General features: G+C 43.8%; 16 protein-coding genes and 1 pseudogene. 12 read left to right on the forward strand and 5 right to left on the reverse strand.

Features of this window, described 5'->3' with window-relative positions; all coding sequences use genetic code 11:
• Positions 1-335 precede the first annotated feature (335 nt).
• Positions 336-1,868 carry an insulinase family protein gene (locus tag PSF16_RS05435; RefSeq protein ID WP_272688926.1) on the forward strand — a complete coding sequence of 511 codons (1,533 nt, stop codon included), beginning with the start codon at positions 336-338 and terminating at the stop codon, positions 1,866-1,868.
• A gap of 41 nt (positions 1,869-1,909) precedes the next feature.
• Here the strand turns inward: PSF16_RS05435 and PSF16_RS05440 are convergent, their stop codons facing one another.
• Complete coding sequence (locus PSF16_RS05440) at positions 1,910-2,902, reverse strand: serine hydrolase domain-containing protein (RefSeq protein ID WP_272688927.1); 993 nt, start codon at positions 2,900-2,902, stop codon at positions 1,910-1,912.
• A 245-nt stretch (positions 2,903-3,147) separates the two neighbouring features.
• Between PSF16_RS05440 and PSF16_RS05445 the strand changes: the two genes are divergently transcribed.
• Positions 3,148-4,206: an NAD(P)H-dependent flavin oxidoreductase gene (locus PSF16_RS05445; protein ID WP_272688928.1), complete on the forward strand. Its 1,059-nt coding sequence runs from the start codon at positions 3,148-3,150 to the stop codon at positions 4,204-4,206.
• 44 nt (positions 4,207-4,250) lie between these two features.
• On the opposite strand, the gene yhjD is transcribed toward PSF16_RS05445, so the two are convergent.
• Complete coding sequence (yhjD, locus tag PSF16_RS05450; protein ID WP_272688929.1) at positions 4,251-5,243, reverse strand: inner membrane protein YhjD; 993 nt, start codon at positions 5,241-5,243, stop codon at positions 4,251-4,253.
• Between the two features lie 175 nt (positions 5,244-5,418).
• Complete coding sequence (locus tag PSF16_RS05455) at positions 5,419-5,820, reverse strand: DUF1090 domain-containing protein (protein ID WP_006663049.1); 402 nt, start codon at positions 5,818-5,820, stop codon at positions 5,419-5,421.
• 230 nt (positions 5,821-6,050) lie between these two features.
• Between PSF16_RS05455 and PSF16_RS05460 the strand changes: the two genes are divergently transcribed.
• The 4 genes from PSF16_RS05460 to PSF16_RS05475 all read left to right on the forward strand — a co-directional run bounded on the left by PSF16_RS05460 (position 6,051) and on the right by PSF16_RS05475 (position 10,642).
• On the forward strand, positions 6,051-6,893 hold the full coding sequence (locus tag PSF16_RS05460; protein ID WP_006663048.1) for a 23S rRNA (adenine(2030)-N(6))-methyltransferase RlmJ: 843 nt from the start codon (positions 6,051-6,053) through the stop codon (positions 6,891-6,893).
• A 117-nt stretch (positions 6,894-7,010) separates the two neighbouring features.
• On the forward strand, positions 7,011-8,363 hold the full coding sequence (gene gorA / locus PSF16_RS05465; RefSeq protein ID WP_006663047.1) for a glutathione-disulfide reductase: 1,353 nt from the start codon (positions 7,011-7,013) through the stop codon (positions 8,361-8,363).
• A gap of 167 nt (positions 8,364-8,530) precedes the next feature.
• Positions 8,531-9,490, forward strand: coding sequence for an SAM-dependent methyltransferase (locus PSF16_RS05470; protein WP_272688930.1), 960 nt, complete (start codon positions 8,531-8,533; stop codon positions 9,488-9,490).
• Positions 9,491-9,502: 12 nt separating this feature from the next.
• Positions 9,503-10,642 (forward strand): terpene synthase family protein, encoded by a 1,140-nt coding sequence (locus tag PSF16_RS05475; RefSeq protein WP_036974124.1) that lies wholly within the window; start codon positions 9,503-9,505, stop codon positions 10,640-10,642.
• Positions 10,643-10,650: 8 nt separating this feature from the next.
• On the opposite strand, the gene PSF16_RS05480 is transcribed toward PSF16_RS05475, so the two are convergent.
• Both PSF16_RS05480 and PSF16_RS05485 read right to left on the reverse strand, forming a co-directional pair.
• Positions 10,651-11,250 carry a glutathione S-transferase family protein gene (locus PSF16_RS05480; RefSeq protein ID WP_036966515.1) on the reverse strand — a complete coding sequence of 200 codons (600 nt, stop codon included), beginning with the start codon at positions 11,248-11,250 and terminating at the stop codon, positions 10,651-10,653.
• 50 nt (positions 11,251-11,300) lie between these two features.
• Positions 11,301-11,999, reverse strand: coding sequence for a helix-turn-helix transcriptional regulator (locus tag PSF16_RS05485; RefSeq protein WP_006659570.1), 699 nt, complete (start codon positions 11,997-11,999; stop codon positions 11,301-11,303).
• Positions 12,000-12,235: 236 nt separating this feature from the next.
• Between PSF16_RS05485 and PSF16_RS05490 the strand changes: the two genes are divergently transcribed.
• The 6 genes and pseudogenes from PSF16_RS05490 to PSF16_RS05515 all read left to right on the forward strand — a co-directional run bounded on the left by PSF16_RS05490 (position 12,236) and on the right by PSF16_RS05515 (position 17,974).
• Positions 12,236-13,453: an ABC transporter substrate-binding protein gene (locus PSF16_RS05490; protein ID WP_006659569.1), complete on the forward strand. Its 1,218-nt coding sequence runs from the start codon at positions 12,236-12,238 to the stop codon at positions 13,451-13,453.
• A 48-nt stretch (positions 13,454-13,501) separates the two neighbouring features.
• Positions 13,502-14,366 (forward strand): annotated as a pseudogene (locus PSF16_RS05495) (carbohydrate ABC transporter permease).
• A 2-nt stretch (positions 14,367-14,368) separates the two neighbouring features.
• Positions 14,369-15,181, forward strand: coding sequence for a carbohydrate ABC transporter permease (locus tag PSF16_RS05500; protein WP_272688931.1), 813 nt, complete (start codon positions 14,369-14,371; stop codon positions 15,179-15,181).
• A gap of 12 nt (positions 15,182-15,193) precedes the next feature.
• Positions 15,194-16,234: an ABC transporter ATP-binding protein gene (locus tag PSF16_RS05505; RefSeq protein ID WP_006659566.1), complete on the forward strand. Its 1,041-nt coding sequence runs from the start codon at positions 15,194-15,196 to the stop codon at positions 16,232-16,234.
• Complete coding sequence (locus PSF16_RS05510; RefSeq protein WP_154633268.1) at positions 16,224-16,964, forward strand: ribonuclease Z; 741 nt, start codon at positions 16,224-16,226, stop codon at positions 16,962-16,964. Before PSF16_RS05505 ends, PSF16_RS05510 begins: the two co-directional genes overlap by 11 nt.
• Entirely contained in the window at positions 16,961-17,974 is a 1,014-nt protein-coding gene (locus PSF16_RS05515; RefSeq protein ID WP_036959695.1) for a LacI family DNA-binding transcriptional regulator, read from the forward strand. Before PSF16_RS05510 ends, PSF16_RS05515 begins: the two co-directional genes overlap by 4 nt.
• Positions 17,975-17,985 lie beyond the last annotated feature (11 nt).

Consider the following 17,985-nt stretch of genomic DNA (forward strand, 5'->3'; position numbering starts at 1 on the left):
GTTTGTGGTCTAATATCATTACACATACCTATCATATTGTTAGCGACAAGATTCAGGCTGCTCTCGCTATTTATAGTGTTCAAAAATACAAAACATCCGCATTCGAGATGGCGGTGTTCAAGATGTATTTTAGTGATCAACGTAGCGACTTAGTGTAGTGAGTGCAGTCCAATGATCTCAATAACATGCAACGATGTTTTTTTCGGGTATAGTGATAATCAAATTTTTGATGAAGCCAAATTATATCGCTTAACCGAGTCAATTAGCGTTTTTCGTTAATTCATCTGTTGCTGTTTACGGTTAAATACAAGGATATAAAGAACATAGGGGTCTACATGCAGGGTTTGAAAGTGCGATATATCATCGGAGTGGTACTTTTATCAGTCACTGGTTTTGCAAGTGCTGAACCTTTACAACCCGATCCAGCATGGCAGCAAGGAAAGCTCGAGAATGGCTTTAATTGGCAGTTATTACAAACACCACAGCGTCCAAATGACCGAATTCAACTTCGGTTAGCCATTAAAACAGGTTCATTATCTGAGAAAGCCAGTGAAAAAGGGTACAGCTATCTGATCCCTCGGATGGCGCTACTTCATCAGTCTGACGCTTTTCCTGCTGCTACATTACAAAGTTTTTGGCGTCAGGCGACTGATCCTGATATGCCGTTACCTCCAGCCGTTGTCTCTTACGACTACACAATCTACAGTTTAAGTTTGCCAAACAACCGTCCTGATCTTATCAAACAGGCGTTAAGTTGGCTTGCAACATCAGTAGCTGGAGCGCAGTACACTGAAAACTCATTACAAAGTGGGTTAAACGTACCGAATGTCCCAGTGGCAACACTACCTGTCAATGCGAATGATCCTGTGTGGCGTGCACGCCTTAATGGTTCGGCGATGTTAGGCTACGATCCAGGGCAGAAGCCAAACGGTAAAGTAGATTTAGCGAGTGTGAACTCGTTTTATCAAAAATGGTATACACCCGATGTCATGACACTGTATGTGGCTGGGCATGTCGATGCGCGTATGTTATCTGATAGCATCACTCAAGCGTTTTCATCACTAGAAGGTAGACGTTCTGAACCAGTTTCAGTTGCCGTATTATCATCAGTCAAGCCGCAATCTATTAATATTCTGCAAGATAAAGCAACACAAGATACGCTTTCTCTAATTTGGGATATCGATTGGTTACCGATTAAAGACTCCAATGTACTGTTACGTTATTGGGGAAGTGATCTGGCGCGTGAAGCTATTTACCGCTCATTACAGAAAACCTTTAAGCAGAAATTTGTTGACGATGGTGTAACGCCAGGTCTGGATTGCCGTGTTCAATATCAAAAAGCAAGCTGCACATTAGCGATTTCAGCGCCGCCAGAAAAAATGGCAGCTGTTTCGGATGTGGTTTTAAATGAGTTGGCGGCAATCAACCAAAATGGTATCGACCCAGAGCTATTCAACGACATGATGAAAGAGAAACAAGTGCAATTGTCACAGTTGTTTGCTGCGTATGCACGTACCAGTACCGACGTGTTGATTAGCCAACGTTTGATTTCTCAGCAAAATGGAGTGGTGGATATTGCACCTGAGCAGTATCAATTGCTCAGACAAGCATTCTTAGGCAGCCAGAATCTTGAGCAAGTCAACATGGAAGCTCGTCGTTTATTATCTCAAGAAGCCGCAATTGTTTTAGCTCAGCCAAAAGAAAAACAGACCATGGATGCAGAGCAGATTCGCCAAAAATTCACGCAAGTGTTATGGCCTGCTCCAGCAGTGATTGTGGAACCTGCTCCAGAAGCTTCAGCAGTCGCAGAGCCGCAAGATGGAGTGCCTGCACCGGCACTACCAATACCTGCACCACTGACTCGCTAATACATTATCTTCATCAAGAAGCCCTCTATGAGGGCTTTTTTTTACGCTGAGGTTAAGAGGGATTCAACCACTTGAATCAAAACATTTCGCGAATCTCGATGATCAACAAACCCCGCGATGCTTGTTTGAGTTGCCGGTGAGTAGTAAGCGACTGAACCCCAAAAACCTAAATGAGAATATAGCATCATCCCATTGATTTCTTTTGCCATAATCCCAAGTCGATAATGACTTGCTCCTTCATGGTCTCCTGCACTTAACATGGTTTTCAATGTGTCTGGTTTATCAAATATTTTCCCGCAGAACAAAGCTTTAAAGAACTGCGCCATTTGTTTTGATGACATGACTAAACCTCCGCCGCCATAAACATCCATGGAAGGATCCATATCGGAGCAATCGAGCTTACCTAAGTATTGTTTCGCGCGTGGTACAGTTGTGCTTGGGTATTCAAACGTTTCCCAATAGGCGGACTGTAAGCCAATTACATTAAATTTTAGTAATTCTCGAACGGCTTCTCCCAATGTTTGTCCTGTTATGCGTTCAATAATATTTCCAAGCAAAATATAGCCTGTATCAGAGTAGATAAACATTTCAGAAGGCGGAAAAAACGGATGATCTTGCTGAACATATAACTCAATTTGCTCTGTTCGCGTCCATTGATAGTCTGGGCGCTTTAATACCTCTTTGAGGTACTCTTCATTGGCATGATCTAATAATCCGCTACTGTGGCTGAGTAAGTGGCGGATAGTAATAGCATCAGTATCATATTTAGGCGTGAGCAATTGATTGTATTTGGGGGAGATATAGTGAGAAATGCTATCATCAACGAACAATTTTCCCATCTCAGCGAGACGTAGAATCGCCGCAGCGGTAAACGGCTTCGTATTACTGGCAATACGCAAAGGCGTATCGACTGTTAACGGTTCTCCAGAAAGATCGCTTCCACGTGCGCAAAATGTTCCAACGCAGTCTTGGGAGTGATTACGGACATACACCACAACACCACAAGGTAAATTTTCTAACAGAGAGATTTGCATGGACGGCTTCCTTAGGGATGGACTCTCTGTATCTTAGTGATGTTATGGCGATAACAGAAACGCTTAAAATGCGTTTAATACGCTAATTTTATGATAGTCATGAGAAATGCGGTCGCTATCACATTCCGATAAACAGTTAGGTTCATTGGGAAAATATTGGGATAGAATGATAAAGATACATATTATATGCAATTTATTAACATGTCATTCATCTGTCGCGTAAGCATAAAAAGGTAAGGGAAAGTATGAATAACTCGAATGTATTGCTGCATCGCCTCAACCTACGTTATCCGATTATTCAAGCACCGATGGCAGTGGTTTCTACGCCTGCTTTGGTTGCTGCTGTTTGTGACGCGGGCGGATTAGGCTCCCTTGCTTTAGGTGCGTGTTCGGTAGAGCAAGCTCGAACATTGATAGCGGCGACTCAAGCGTTAACGGATAAGCCCTTCAATGTAAATGTGTTTTGCCATGCGACACCACAGCGTAATAGTCAAAATGAGCAGGCTTGGCTGACACATTTACAGCCAAAATTTCAACAATTTAATCGCCAATCTCCGGAACAATTGGATGAAATCTATCTTTCATTCTTGGATAACCCTGCGATGCTACAGCTCTTCTTAGAAAGGCAACCCGCGGTAGTGAGCTTTCATTTTAATGTGCCGTCTCGTGAAATTATCAACACCTTGAAAGAAAAAGGTATTTTCACGATGGCGACGGCGACCAATTTGCAGGAAGCGCGATTAATCGAAGATGCAGGTATTGATGCCATTGTTGCTCAAGGAATTGAGGCAGGCGGGCATCGTGGCATGTTTGATGTACAAGCCAAAGATGAGGAACTCACGACTAATCAGCTGGTGGCATTGTTAGCCAAGCATACCCAGTTGCCAATTATTGCAACAGGGGGAATTATGGATGGTGCTGATATTAAACAAGCACTTTCTCATGGCGCATCTGCGGCTCAATTAGGCACTGCATTTTTGTTGTGTCCTGAATCTGCGGCAAACGATGGATATCGCCGTAAATTAAAGAGTCAAACCACAGATAATACCCATTTAACGGCTGCAATATCCGGTCGACCTGCCCGTGGCATTTTTAATGAGTTTATGCAGACAGGGCAGCAGTATGATGTGAGTAAATTACCCGATTACCCCATAGCTTATGATGTTGGTAAGCAGCTTAATGCAGCAGCAACCCAGTCTGGTAGTGATGATTATGCGGCTCATTGGGCAGGGCAAAATGTGGCGAAAGTGCGTGAAATGAGCGCAAAAGATTTAATGGAAACGTTGGTGAAAGAGATGGTGTAAGAGAGTTATGGGAATGGTGAACCGCTCATTCCCCTTTGTTGACGTTAAGACATGAGTACGTCTTGGGTTGTGCCTTTTGGCTCATCGGTGGCAATCCAAGCTGCACAAAATAACGTTAATCGGGCAAAGAAATAGAAAAATGCCATTAATCCCAGCACCGAACCGAAAGCTGCTCCTGATGGTGATGATGCTAAGGTAGGTAAAATCCACGTCATAATCGATTTGATAATTTCAAAACCAATTGCAGCTAGCAACGTTCCTTTTAACAGTGAACGGCGTCGGTGTTGCATGCGCGGTAATATCCAGAAAATCCACAAAAATAATAAGAAGTTGGCGGTAATGGAGATCGCTAAGCCAATCAGTGTCCAAACGGGCTTAAGCCACTCGATGCTGTCTAATCCAAGCGTACTAACAATCGTCGCTTGCGCAGAACCTGCGACAGACGTTAGGGTAATGGTGACAATAAGCGCAATAAGTAAGCCAATGAGGGCAAAAAAGTCACGAACATAACGGAAAATGATATTTTCTTGTTCTGCTTCGTTACGCTCCCATACTGTTCGAGATTGTGCCAAAATCGCCAAACGTAAGTTATTTACCCAGTTAACCCCAGAGTAAACGGCTAAGGCTAAACCAGTTAATCCCACGGTGGTACGCTGGCGGATTGCTGTGTCGATAGTTTGCTCAAGCGTATTGGCTAACGTCGGATCAGTGATATTTGCGGAAATACCACGAATGAGCTTCTCAAGTAATTCAGGATTACTGGCTAACACGAAACCCGCCGCAGCGAAGCTAAACATTAGTACAGGGATCAGGGATAAAAACGAGAAATAGGTAATTGCGGCACCAAACTGGTTGCCCATTCTATCGGTAAAACGTTGGGCAGTGCGGATTAAATGCGCAATAAATGGAATTGCACAAACAAAATCGACCACTCTCATTGAGAACGTTAGGGCTTTTTTACTACCATCTAGGCTTTTGTTTAGAGTGGATTTTAATTTGTTGGTCTCTTTTTGTCGCTCATCTTGCATGTCTGACATGCGTTCCCCTTTTCACTGCTTAATCAAAATATGCTTATAATTCACCATTCTATATTATTTTATACTATAGCCTATGTTTGTTGGTAATTTCACCCCATGCCGTTATTTATCCTAAATTAGGCATGGGGTGAGGTGAAAAATAAAATATAACTATTTGATTATATTTATTTTTCTATTAAAGTGTGTCTTTGTAGATATCCGCAAGATCTTGGGCTTCTTTCAATTCAGCTTTGGCTTCAGCCACTTTACGCTTATGTTTAGCGATTTTTTCAGGATCACCTTTTTGGATAGATTCTTGTAACTCAGCTTCGCGTTCAGCGACTTTTTCTTGTTTCTCAGCGATTTTCTCCTGGCTATCACGATAGAGTGAATCGGATGTGCAGTAGCGAGTCACATTGTCGAGAGCACGTTCAAGCCCATTGATGCGATATGTATTACCATGCTCTTTCGCATATTTGAGCTGAGTTTCAATCTTCTGTTTTTTAATTTCACAACCCTGTGATGAATTTCCAGCCATTGCAGAGTTATTCACTAAAAATAAGGTTAAAATGGAGGATATTATGAATACTCGTTTCATTGGTTTTCCTTGTTATGGTTTTAAATTTTGCTTAGGATAACTTTTCGGCAAAGAAAGGTCATGTGTAATTTTGTCATGTTTTGTCACTATGACAATCCCATCAAATTTTAGCTATAATGGCGCGAAAGAAATTATTCGGTCTATTTTTCATTCAACAGACCTTCTTTACAGACTCTATTTAACAGCGTTCACAATGGTGACCGCTGAATTCCTCAGGAAATAAACGCGACATGTTAAGTTATCGTCACAGCTTTCACGCAGGCAACCATGCGGATGTTCTCAAACATACGGTGCAAAGTCTGATTATTGAATCTCTTAAAGAAAAAGAGAAACCATTTCTGTATCTGGATACGCATTCCGGTGCGGGTCGCTACCAATTAACCAGCGAACATGCAGAAAAAACAGGAGAGTATCTCGAAGGGATTGCACGTATTTGGGAGCAACCAGATTTACCTGAGGAACTTCTCCCGTATATGAACATTGTGCGTCGTTTAAACGAAAATGGGCGCTTACGTTATTATCCGGGTTCGCCATTATTAGCGAAATATTTACTGCGTGAAGACGATAAACTGGTTTTAACCGAGTTACACTCTAGTGATTACCCATTACTGCGTACTGAGTTTTCTCGTGACAGCCGCGCGCAAGTGGCTCGTGAAGATGGTTACCAACAATTAAAATCAAAATTACCACCTCAAAGTCGTCGTGGTTTTATGCTGATGGACCCACCTTATGAGATGAAATCAGATTACGAAGCCGTCGTAAAAGCCGTTATGGAAGGTTATAAACGTTTCGCAACTGGCACTTATGCGATTTGGTACCCAGTGGTACTACGCCAGCAAATTAAGCGTATGGTTCATCAATTAGAAGCAACGGGGATCCGTAAAATTCTGCAAATTGAATTAGCCGTGCGCCCTGATAGTGACCAGCGCGGAATGACCGCATCGGGCATGATTGTGATTAACCCGCCTTGGAAACTTGAGCAGCAGATGAAAAATGTCCTGCCGTGGTTACATAAAACACTGGTGCCAGAAGGTACTGGACATACATTAGTTGAGTGGATTGTACCTGAGTAACAATAGACTCTGGCTATTGCAGTAACAGGCAATAGCTATCTTAAATGTTTATGTTTACATAGCATAATAAGAGAATATTAACGTATTCGTAATTCAACAAATGGGAATAACCAAGTTATGAGCAAACATTACGACTATATTGCAATTGGCGGCGGTAGCGGCGGTATTGCGTCAATGAACCGTGCCGCGATGTACGGACAAAAGTGCGCCCTAATTGAAGGCAAAGAGTTAGGCGGCACTTGTGTTAACGTCGGTTGTGTACCGAAAAAAGTGATGTGGCATGCAGCGCAAATTTCCGAAGCGATTCGTGCATATGGTCCAGACTATGGTTTTGACACCACCATCAATGATTTCAATTGGAAGAAATTAATTGAAAGTCGTACTGCTTATATCGACCGTATTCATCAATCTTATGACCGTGTGCTGGGTAATAATAAAGTTGACGTAATTAAAGGTTTTGCCCGTTTCGTTGATGCGCATACTGTTGAAGTCAATGGTGAAATCTACACTGCGGATCATATTCTGATCGCAACAGGTGGACGCCCAGTGATCCCTGCGATCCCCGGTGCAGAATATGGCATGACTTCCGATGGCTTCTTTGAATTGGAAGCGTTACCAAAACGCGTTGCTGTTGTCGGTGCTGGCTATATTGCGGTTGAACTGGCAGGTGTATTGAATGGTTTAGGTAGCGAAGCACACCTGTTTGTTCGTAAACATGCGCCTCTACGTGCTTTTGACCCACTCATCGTTGAAACGCTAGTGGAAGTGATGAACACCGAAGGTCCAACACTGCATACTGAATCCATTCCGAAAGAAGTGGTAAAAAATGCAGATGGTTCACTGACACTTAAATTAGAAAATGGTCATGAGCAAACCGTTGATGCGTTGATTTGGGCAATCGGTCGTGAGCCAATGACGGATAACCTGAATATTGAAGCGGCGGGTGTTGAACTGAACGCGAAAGGGTATATCAAGGTCGATAAGTACCAAAATACCAATGTAGCGGGTGTTTATGCTGTCGGTGATAACACGGGTGCTGTTGAATTAACGCCTGTTGCGGTTGCTGCGGGTCGTCGTTTATCTGAGCGTTTATTTAACAACAAACCAGATGAGCATTTAGATTATTCCAACATACCTACGGTTGTGTTCAGCCATCCACCAATTGGTACTGTGGGTTTAACTGAGCCAGAAGCGATTGAAAAATATGGCTCAGATGCCGTGAAATGCTATAAATCTTCATTTACCGCGATGTATACCGCAGTCACTTCTCATCGCCAACCATGCCGCATGAAGCTGGTATGTGTGGGTGAAGATGAAAAAATTGTTGGTATTCATGGAATTGGTTTTGGTATGGATGAGATTCTGCAAGGCTTCGCGGTTGCACTAAAAATGGGCGCAACCAAGAAAGATTTCGACAATACCGTCGCAATCCATCCAACCGGTGCAGAAGAGTTCGTGACAATGCGTTAAGCATTTGCGTGTAAATAAGTCATAAAAAAGAAGGTCAGATAATATCTGGCCTTTTTACTTTTTAATTCCCCCGAAAGGTTCTTATCAGCCCCTATTAATTTTTACATTATTAATTGGGCATGCTTCCTATTATCTTCCCTCCATCATTTATTTTTTGTGGAGTAGATATGGATCCGTTGCTTTCTGATGGTGTGCCACAATGTGGTGCAAAATACCATGTAATTCACAGCGTTCAACATGATGAATATGGCGATAAAGTCGCTTTAACTTACAGTGAAGACCCCGAAAAATGGAAAAAAGCGATTGGCGAATTATTGCTGTTCCAATTTGGTGTTTATGATGGTCCTTTCATTTCCAATGAAAACTATCTCGATGGTAGGCTCTTGTCATCGTTAGATAAATCAGGATTACGACATCTCAATCAGCAGCTTTTTCTAGCGGGTGTTACGGGATCCAACAGACCAGCGGTGGGACGAATTCTGGATCTAGGGTGTGGCTGGGGATATACGCTGAAATATTTAGCCGAATACTTTACGGAATGTGCCACCCTAGATGGCATGAATATTAGCGCCCAACAGCTTGATTATTGCGATCAACTCTATAGTGACGAGCGGCTTCGTAAGCGAATCAATCTGTATTTATGCCAAGCTCATGACCTCTCATTATTACCCGATGAAGAAAAATATTATGACTTAGCGATTATTCGCGGCGTCATTTCCCATTTCACCAACGATGTTTTCGAAAAAGTATTTTCTGCGCTATATCCAAGATTGCGTAAGGGTGGAAAAATCATCATTTCAGATAATTTATACAATATAGAATTGGATGAATATCAGTCAGATACCCCCGATGAAGTTGACCGATTAGCTTGCAAATACCGCAAAACTCCCAAGTATGTTCGGCAAGTTATTGAACATAGCGGATTCGTTATTAACGATTTTCGGGTGCTACCGTCAAATATTGATGTCGCCCGTTGGTTAATGGAATCCAAAGCCAATATTGAACGCCATTTCCCTGAAGGTGTCGATGGGGCTTTAGAAGAGCTACGGGTTTTAGCCGAAAACTTCTCTGTCGCACTGTTAAAAAACAAAGTTTCCACTTACAGCATCATTGTCGAGAAAAAATAAAGAGGTCATTGCATGCCATTACAACTTCCTTCTCTACCTCACCCATTTTTACCCGCTATTCATCCTAGCTTTTATCCCAACAATCCCACACCTTATATTCAACTTGATGAGTATGACCATCACCCATTTGAAAAAGTCACTCGGGACTATGCTGACCACTTTGAGTTATACGCTGATGACACCCAACGAGCGCGGCTGGCAAACTGTCATTGTGCATGGTTTGGTTCGTTAATGTTCCCGGTCGGCAGTGATGAGCTACTGCAAATCGGCATTGATTTTTGTATGTGGTCAATTGCTTACGACGATGAATACTGCGATGAGGGGGAAGTCGCACATCAACCTGAAAAGCTGATTCAATATTCAGCAGAGATTTGGCGACAATTTGAGGTGCCGGAATACAAGCTATCTAATGATCGATACGCGCTTGCTGCGCGCGACCTACGTATTCGCTTAGATAAATACGCAACGGCAGAACAAACCGCGAGGTTTGTGGAGTATATGCGGGTGTATATGATGGCAGAAATGTGGAAAGCCGTGAACCCAGCCCCTTCATTGAATGATTATATGACGATCCGTTTAACGGGAGGTGGCGCACTTGCTTTTCCGACATTAGGGCACATTATTGCAAATGTGGATATTGCTCAGAGTGACTATGAAAATCGTAAAGTTCGCGTGTTATTTGAAGCGCTAGCCAACTTAATGGTATGGGAAGCGGAGCCTCACGCTTATATCAAAGAATCTGTACGTGGTGCGACGGATAAAGAACATAATTTAATTCGTGTGCTGATGCGTGAGCGTCAATATGGGTTCGATGAGGCAATTCAGGAATATTTGGAGATGCGTGATCGGCTACTTGGGCTGATTTTGCGTTTGAAAAAAGATATTGAAAAAGAAGCCCCTGCGGGTGTCTGCGAATATATTGAAACGTTGATTCGCTACTATATGGGCGCGACAGTCTGGTCACAAAACACACGACGCTATAAATCTATCAGCGGTCAGGGCGGAGAGAGTGTGTTTGAGGGAGGGCGTTTGACGGAGCAACTTCCAGAGTCACAATTTAATGCAACTCAGCCGATTGATTTTGATGCGGTTCGTTGGTGGTGGCATTACGATCCCTTGAATTCATTCGACATGTTTTCAAGGGATGCGTAGAGAACGTACTACATCGCCAGCAGCGCAGCAATCTCTGGGTGTGTTGCTAAGTTATCCATATATTTTTGCATCGCAGGGGTGGCGGTATAGTTACAATATTTAGTTAAAAACATCACAAAGCAGCCCACATACACATCAACTGCCATCAATGTTTCACCACAAATATACGGTTTGGCACTGGCAAGGCAGACATCTAGTGTTGCTAAAGTGCGTTCAACGCTGCCAAAGCCTGACGATTTTTGCTGTTCTTCTGTTAATTCCACACCTAAATCAAGGACGGTAAACGCAGATTCAATCGGACCTGCGGTGAATAAAAACCAGCGGTAATAAGCACCACGCTCAGGGCTATTGAGTGCTGGAGCAAAGCCTTTTTCAATAAATTTATCGGCTAAATAAAGACAAATCGCCGCACATTCAGTAACAATGACATCTCCATCAACTAATGCGGGTACTTTTGCCATCGGATTAATGGCAAGGTATTCCTTGGTGTGCATCTCTGCACCATAAGCTAATTCAATGCGCTTATAGGGAACGTCCATCATTTTTAAGAGTAATTCAGCGGTATTGCCGCGGGACATTGCATTGGTAAATAGAACTAGCTCGCTCATCGTGATTTTCCTTAAATGAAGTAGAGCACTCACTATAGGCGAGAGCAGTGTCAGAAATTGTCAGGAGTGACACACAAGACTTCTTGTTGCCAACGGGTGAGTAAATAGCCTTTCGGGTAGGGAAGTGTCTCGCTTAACACGGTGTAAGATTGCATTCTATCTAAGCGGAAATGGCGATAGCTTTGGCGCAGCTCGCACCACGCGGCTAACACTTGGGTATCTTTCATATAGCCCACCGCAATCGGCCAAATAATCCGTTCACTGGGTTGCCCTTTAATATCCATATACGCTATTTTGGCTTTGCGCTCTTCCCGTAAACTCAAGCGCAAATTTTTAGCCACATGCTCGTCAACTTCATTAAGCTGAGTTGTCGGGGCAAATAAAGTATTACTGTTTAGGATGATCTGCGCCTCTTTACCCACCATGGCATTAATTTTATTGAGCGTGCGTAGAGCTGAATTTTTGAGTTCTGTATCAGCGTTACTTTTTACCCAGCGTAACCCTAAAATCAGCGCTTCCAATTCATTTTCATCGAACATCAATGGTGGCAGTAATAATCCGCTTTTTAACTGATAACCGATGCCAGCTTCACCAGTAATTTCAGCCCCTTGGTCGCGTAGCGATTCAATATCACGATAAATGGAACGAACACTCACTTCTAACTGACAGGCAAGGGCGTCTGCGGTAACCGGATAGCGATTCTCTTTCAGGATCTGGATCAGCGTGAGTAGGCGTTGGGTGCGAGTCATTCAGCTCTCAATTAGGATGTTATGCAAGTTATTGTCATCATACTAAAGAAAGTAGCAATGTAATGCTAATCGTCTTCACTACACGCCATAAAACCTATACTCCATAAAACCTTCACTTCTTATTCATCTCACTGTCATCTCCCCGCCGTAGCCTGCCATGGCAATTTGAACGCGCGTGCAAAAAAAAATCACTTAACAAAAATTCGTACTGCAAAACCAAACACTAGGAGAAGCAAATGATTAAGCGCACATTATTGGCATCAGCTCTGATCGCCTCAACATTTGGCGCTAGCGCCGCAGAATTAGTTATTGCCGGTCGAGACAGTGGTTACGGTGATGCGATGCAGTTTGTTGTCGATGAATATAAAAAAAATAATCCAAAAGCAGAAATCACGCTAGTGAAGCGTCCAAGTAAAGGGTTATACGAAAGCGTCGTGCTCTCCATGCGCGAAAAGACGGGCAACTATGATGTGATCTTAATGGACGACACATGGGCACCTGAGTTCCTTGCTAATAAGTGGTTATCTCCGCTTCCTGATGCATTACACGATAAAGACTTTATTCAATCCACCGTGGATATTGGTCGCCAAGATGGTCAAGGGGCGACCTATGCGTTACCAATGGTAGGTAACGTGGCGATGTTCGCTTGGAATAAAGACCTCTTCGACCAGTATAAACTTCAGCAACCGAAAACATGGACGGATGTGTTGAACTCAGCGAAAACCATTAGCCAAGATGGCAAAGCCAATGGCGTGGTTTATCGTGGTGTGAAAGGTAACCCGATCGTGACGGGATTTTTACCAATTCTGTGGGGATATGGTGGCGATGTTGTTGATGCTAACGGTAAACCAACCTTAAATACTCCACAAGCCAAACAAGCGTTAGAAACGTTCTTGGCGATGAAGCAATATGCACCGAAAGGTGTCGATGTGTATAACGCCGATGAAGTGCGTGATGCGTTACAAAAAGGCACAGCGGCGATGGCAATCGAAGTGTGGCCAGCATGGGTGCCTGATCTTGATAATGCCAAGGTATCAAATGTGGTGGGTAAAATGGAAATGATGGCACCTCCCGCAGAAACAGGGCAGTCAGCACCAATGTTAGGTATTTGGCAGTTAGCCATTCCGGCGGATGCGAAAAACAAAGCAGAAGCCGAGCAATTCCTCGCATTTGCTAGCAGTGCAGCGATGCAAAAAGCTTTAGCGCTAAATTTTGGTACGCCACCTACCCGTCATAGTGTGTATGCAGACCCCCAAGTCGTAAATCAATACCGTTGGTACCCACAACAAGCCGCCGCATTAGAGGCCGGTAAAGCGCGCCCACGTATTCAAAATTGGGCAGAAGTGGAAAGTATTCTTGGGGACTTTTTACAAATGGCGATGATGGGGCAAATGACCGCAGATCAAGCTTTGGAACAAGCACAAAAACGTATTGAACGTAGCACCAAAAAATAGTGATGTTTTCATGGCGCTAGCTTCTAGCGCCTTTATGGAATGCTGAGTATGTTATTTGAAAATCGTAAACAGCTGTTTTGGCTACTTTTCCCCGCACTTATTATGCTGGGATTATTGACGCTGTATCCCATCGTATCCGTGCTGTATCACGCATTTGGGCAGGTAGATTATATCGATGATAGTTATCACTTTATTGGCTGGTCAAACTTTGCTGAATTGTTCGATGACTTTTTCTTTCTGGCTGCCATCAAAAATACGTTCATTTTTACGCTAGTAGCGTCCATCGCCCAGGTTCTCTTAGGACTGTGGCTAGCACTGCTGTTTAACCGTCAATTTGCTGGGCGAAAATTTGCTTTACCTATCATTATCTACCCAATGATGCTCTCAACACTGGTGTGTTCATCGATTTGGCGCTCTTGGTATAACTATGATTTTGGTTTTTTAAATAGTTTGCTGGTGGCTATCGGACTCCCCCCCCCAAGAGTGGTTATTCAATCCGAATTTAGCCCTGTATGCCATTGCATTAGTTGATACATGGCAATGGACACCGATGGCATTTCTGATCATTTTGGCGGGTTTACAGTCCATTCCTAAAGATATTGGCGAAGCGGCGATGGTGGATGGTGCAAAAGGTTGGAAATCCTTTATTTACATCACGCTCCCGTTAATCAAAAAACAGTTGATGTTGGCGTTTTTACTGCGTTCTATCGATACATTTAAGTTATTCGACAAAGTGTATGTGATGACAGGTGGGGGGCCAGGCAACTCCACCGAGACATTATCGATGTTTGTCTATAAATACGGTTTTCGATTCTTCGATTTAGGCATGGCGAGCGCGGCGGCATTAGTGATGCTGGCGATTTCATTACTGATGACGTTGATTTATGCCCGTAACGTCATGAAAGGGCGCTGATTATGAAAGCAAAAATACATTCGTTAATTGTTTGGATTGCTGTTTTTAGTATGACGCTACCCATGATTTGGATGTTTGGCACAGCGTTTAAATCACCCTCTGAAATTTTGCAATCGGGGGCTAAGCTATTACCTAGCCAGCCGAGTTTCTCGGCATTTAAATCCTTATTTGAAGGGGATTTGCTAAGGTTAATTGGTAACACCGTTTTAATTTCTGTAGGGGCTACCGCACTCTCTGTGATACTCGCTTTTTTTTGTGCTTACGCCTTAGTGCGTTATCGCTTTCCCGCAAAGCTCGATAACGTGTTTTTACTGGGTGTTTTAATTATCAAAATGATGCCGCCCATTGTCATTGCTATTCCGCTTTATTCTCTGATGAATCACGTTGGGTTACTTAACACGCGTATCGGACTGATTTTGTCTTATCAGGTGTATACCTTGCCGTTTTGTATTTGGATGCTGCTTGGATTTATCCGCGATATTCCGTTAGAAATTGAAGAAGCGGGCGCGATGGATGGCGCAAATCTATTACGCCGTTTGGGCTATATTGTTTTTCCTCTCTGTGCGCCGGGGCTAGTGGCAACAGCAATTTTCTCCATGATCCTAGGCTGGAATGAGTTCTTGTTTTCACTGTTATTTATTCATACGCCGGACAAATTCACCCTCCCACTGTTTATCTCTAATTTTATGACAGAAGACGGCACTGCATGGGGTGAAATGATGGCGATAGGGATTGTTTCTTCACTGCCAATGCTGGCACTTGCGGGCTATATGCAGCGTTATTTACTACGTGGTTTCTCGATGGGATTGAAATAATAGGCACTTATCATGAAAAAACTTGAACTCATTCAAATTGGTAAAAGTTACGGGGGACACTGCGTAATCCCACAAGTCGATTTAACGATCGATGAGGGTGAATTTGTGGTGTTTGTGGGACCTTCTGGCTGTGGAAAGTCCACATTGCTGCGCATGATTGCAGGGCTGGAATCGATAACAGCAGGAGAACTGCGACTGAATGGTCAGCGCTTGAATGATGTGCATCCCTCGCTGAGGCATGTGGCAATGGTGTTCCAGTCTTATGCGTTATACCCCCATATGAGTGTCGAGAAAAATATGGGATTTCCGCTCAAAATGGCGGGTATGAGCGCTCGGGATATTACTCAGAAAGTTCGCGCTACCGCCGAAAACTTACAGCTGACGCATTTACTTGGTCGCTTACCATCAGCGCTTTCTGGCGGGCAACGCCAGCGTGTCGCCATTGGTCGTGCAATTGTGCGTGACCCCGAACTCTTTTTATTTGATGAACCGTTGTCGAATCTCGATGCTAAGTTACGCGGCGAGATGCGTATTTACTTGAAACAGCTTCATCAAAACCTAAAGGCCACCATGATTTATGTGACACATGACCAAGTTGAGGCTATGACCTTAGCCGACCGCATCGTCGTCTTAAATCAAGGGCGCATTGAGCAAGTAGGTACGCCAGAAGCGCTATATAACCAACCTGCGAATAAGTTTGTAGCGTCATTTATTGGCTCTCCGGTGATGAACTTTATGACACCACAAGTATTTAATTCGATAGATAGGCGATTACCGATTGAGGCGGCATATGTGGGGGTTCGTCCTAATCAAGTCGTGGTAGACAATCAACACCCCGATGCACTCATGCCAATTTCTGTCGTGGAGCCTCTTGGGCATTCTCGTCTCTATTATGGTTCATTACAAGGTCAACACTTTGTGGTGGAAAGTGATCAGGCTTATGTTGCGGGTGATGCGCTGCCGATTAACGTTGGGCGTTCGGCGTTACATTTTTTTGATGCGCAGGAACAACGGATTGAGCCCCAACAAATAAGGACGAACCATGCAGCCTAGTTTTCAAATTACCGTCGTAGGAACGGGGGATGCTTATGACAGTGAGCGGACAAACGCCAGTATCTTGGTGGAAGAATTCGGTTACCAATTGTTAGTAGATTGTGGTCCGTCAGTTCCTCAAGCGCTGTTTGGAAAAATGCATGTGGAGGACTTGGACGCAATTTATCTGACGCATACCCATCCTGATCACTGTTTGGGATTAACGTCTTTGCTGAATTGGATGGATTCATACCAGCGTAAGCACCCACTGACGATTATTGCTCAGCGGGAACAATGGGCATTATTAACGCCACTTTTGGCGTTTGCCCACTGGCCTAAATCTCAATTAGGATTTGACATTATTCGGCAAAATAGTGAAGACATACAGTATATTGGCGACTGGAAAGTGACAACGGCGTTAACGCAGCATTCGGTGAGTAATCGTAGCTTGCACCTGACGGCGAATTCGGGGCGCAGCCTGTTTTACTCAGGGGATGGTGAGATTTCGCCCCAAGGGGAACAACTGGCGTTACAAAGTGATTGGGTATTTTTGGAGTGTGAAACCCTCGATATTCATCCGAGTCATGGCTCTTGGGCGTCTCTACACCAGCGATTACAAAAGTTATCTCCAAAATCGAATAGCCAATGGCGGCTTTATCATATTGAGCAGCGTTCCCGAGATAGCTTGAGTGAACATATTGTCGAATATCCGTTTCTTCAGTTGGCTCAGCAGGGGGAATGCTTAGCATGATGCACAACCGAAAAGTAACGGCATCCGACGTTGCAGAGATTGCGGGTGTTTCGCGTTCGTCAGTATCTCGGGCGTTTACTGAAGGGGCAAGTATCCACCCGAAAAAACAGCAAAAAATCCTAGAAGCGGCGAAAAAGTTGGGGTATCAACCCAATTTTTTTGCTCGTACGCTCGGTATGCCCTCTCAGAAAAAACGTTCGAATATTGTGGCTATTCTGGTCAGTGATTTATCGAACCCCTATGAGTCTTATTTGTTTGAAGCGTTATCTAGCGCCTTACAAGGCCATGGGAAACAGCCTATGCTGCTGAATGTGAAACAGGCGAGCGATCTTGATGGTGCGATTCTACAACTATCGGGCTACCAAATTGATGGGGTGGTAGCGGTGGTAGGGTCACTTCCTGCGGAACATTTTCATCTGTGCCTAAAGCTCTCGTTACCACTCATTACCTTGGGTCGTGCTGATGCCACAGGGTTGATTCCGTCAGTGCAAACGAATAATCAATTAGCGGGGGAAATGGCGGCAAAATACCTATTAAGTTTAGGATTAAGCAAGCTAGGATTTATGGCAGGAAGAGGGGATGGTCAAGCATCAAATGAACGTTATCAAGGATTTAAGCGTTATTTAATGGCATTAGGTCAGCCAGAACCGATCTGCTTATCAGCAGGAAGCTACCGCTACCAAGCTGGATTTGAGGCAGCATTATTGCATCAACCGCAGATGACATCCTTAGAGGGACTCTTCTGTGCTGCGGACTCTTTGGCACTAGGCGTGATGGATTATTGCCGCCAAAGGTTAAATATCGAGATCCCACAACAATTACGGATAATTGGGTGCGATAATATTCCAATGGCGGGATGGGAAGGGTATCAACTTACAACGTTGGCGCAGCCAGTGAATAGCATTGCTCAGCAAGTCATGATTTTACTGGAAGGGATTTGGACTCAGTCCTGCTATCAACCAAAACTGATTCAGCTGGAACCGGAACTCATCGTGCGAAAAAGTGCATAAAAAACGCCTAC

Origin of the sequence: Providencia sp. PROV033 (genome assembly GCF_028484855.1) — a bacterium.
Classification (GTDB): Bacteria; Pseudomonadota; Gammaproteobacteria; order Enterobacterales; family Enterobacteriaceae; genus Providencia; species Providencia alcalifaciens.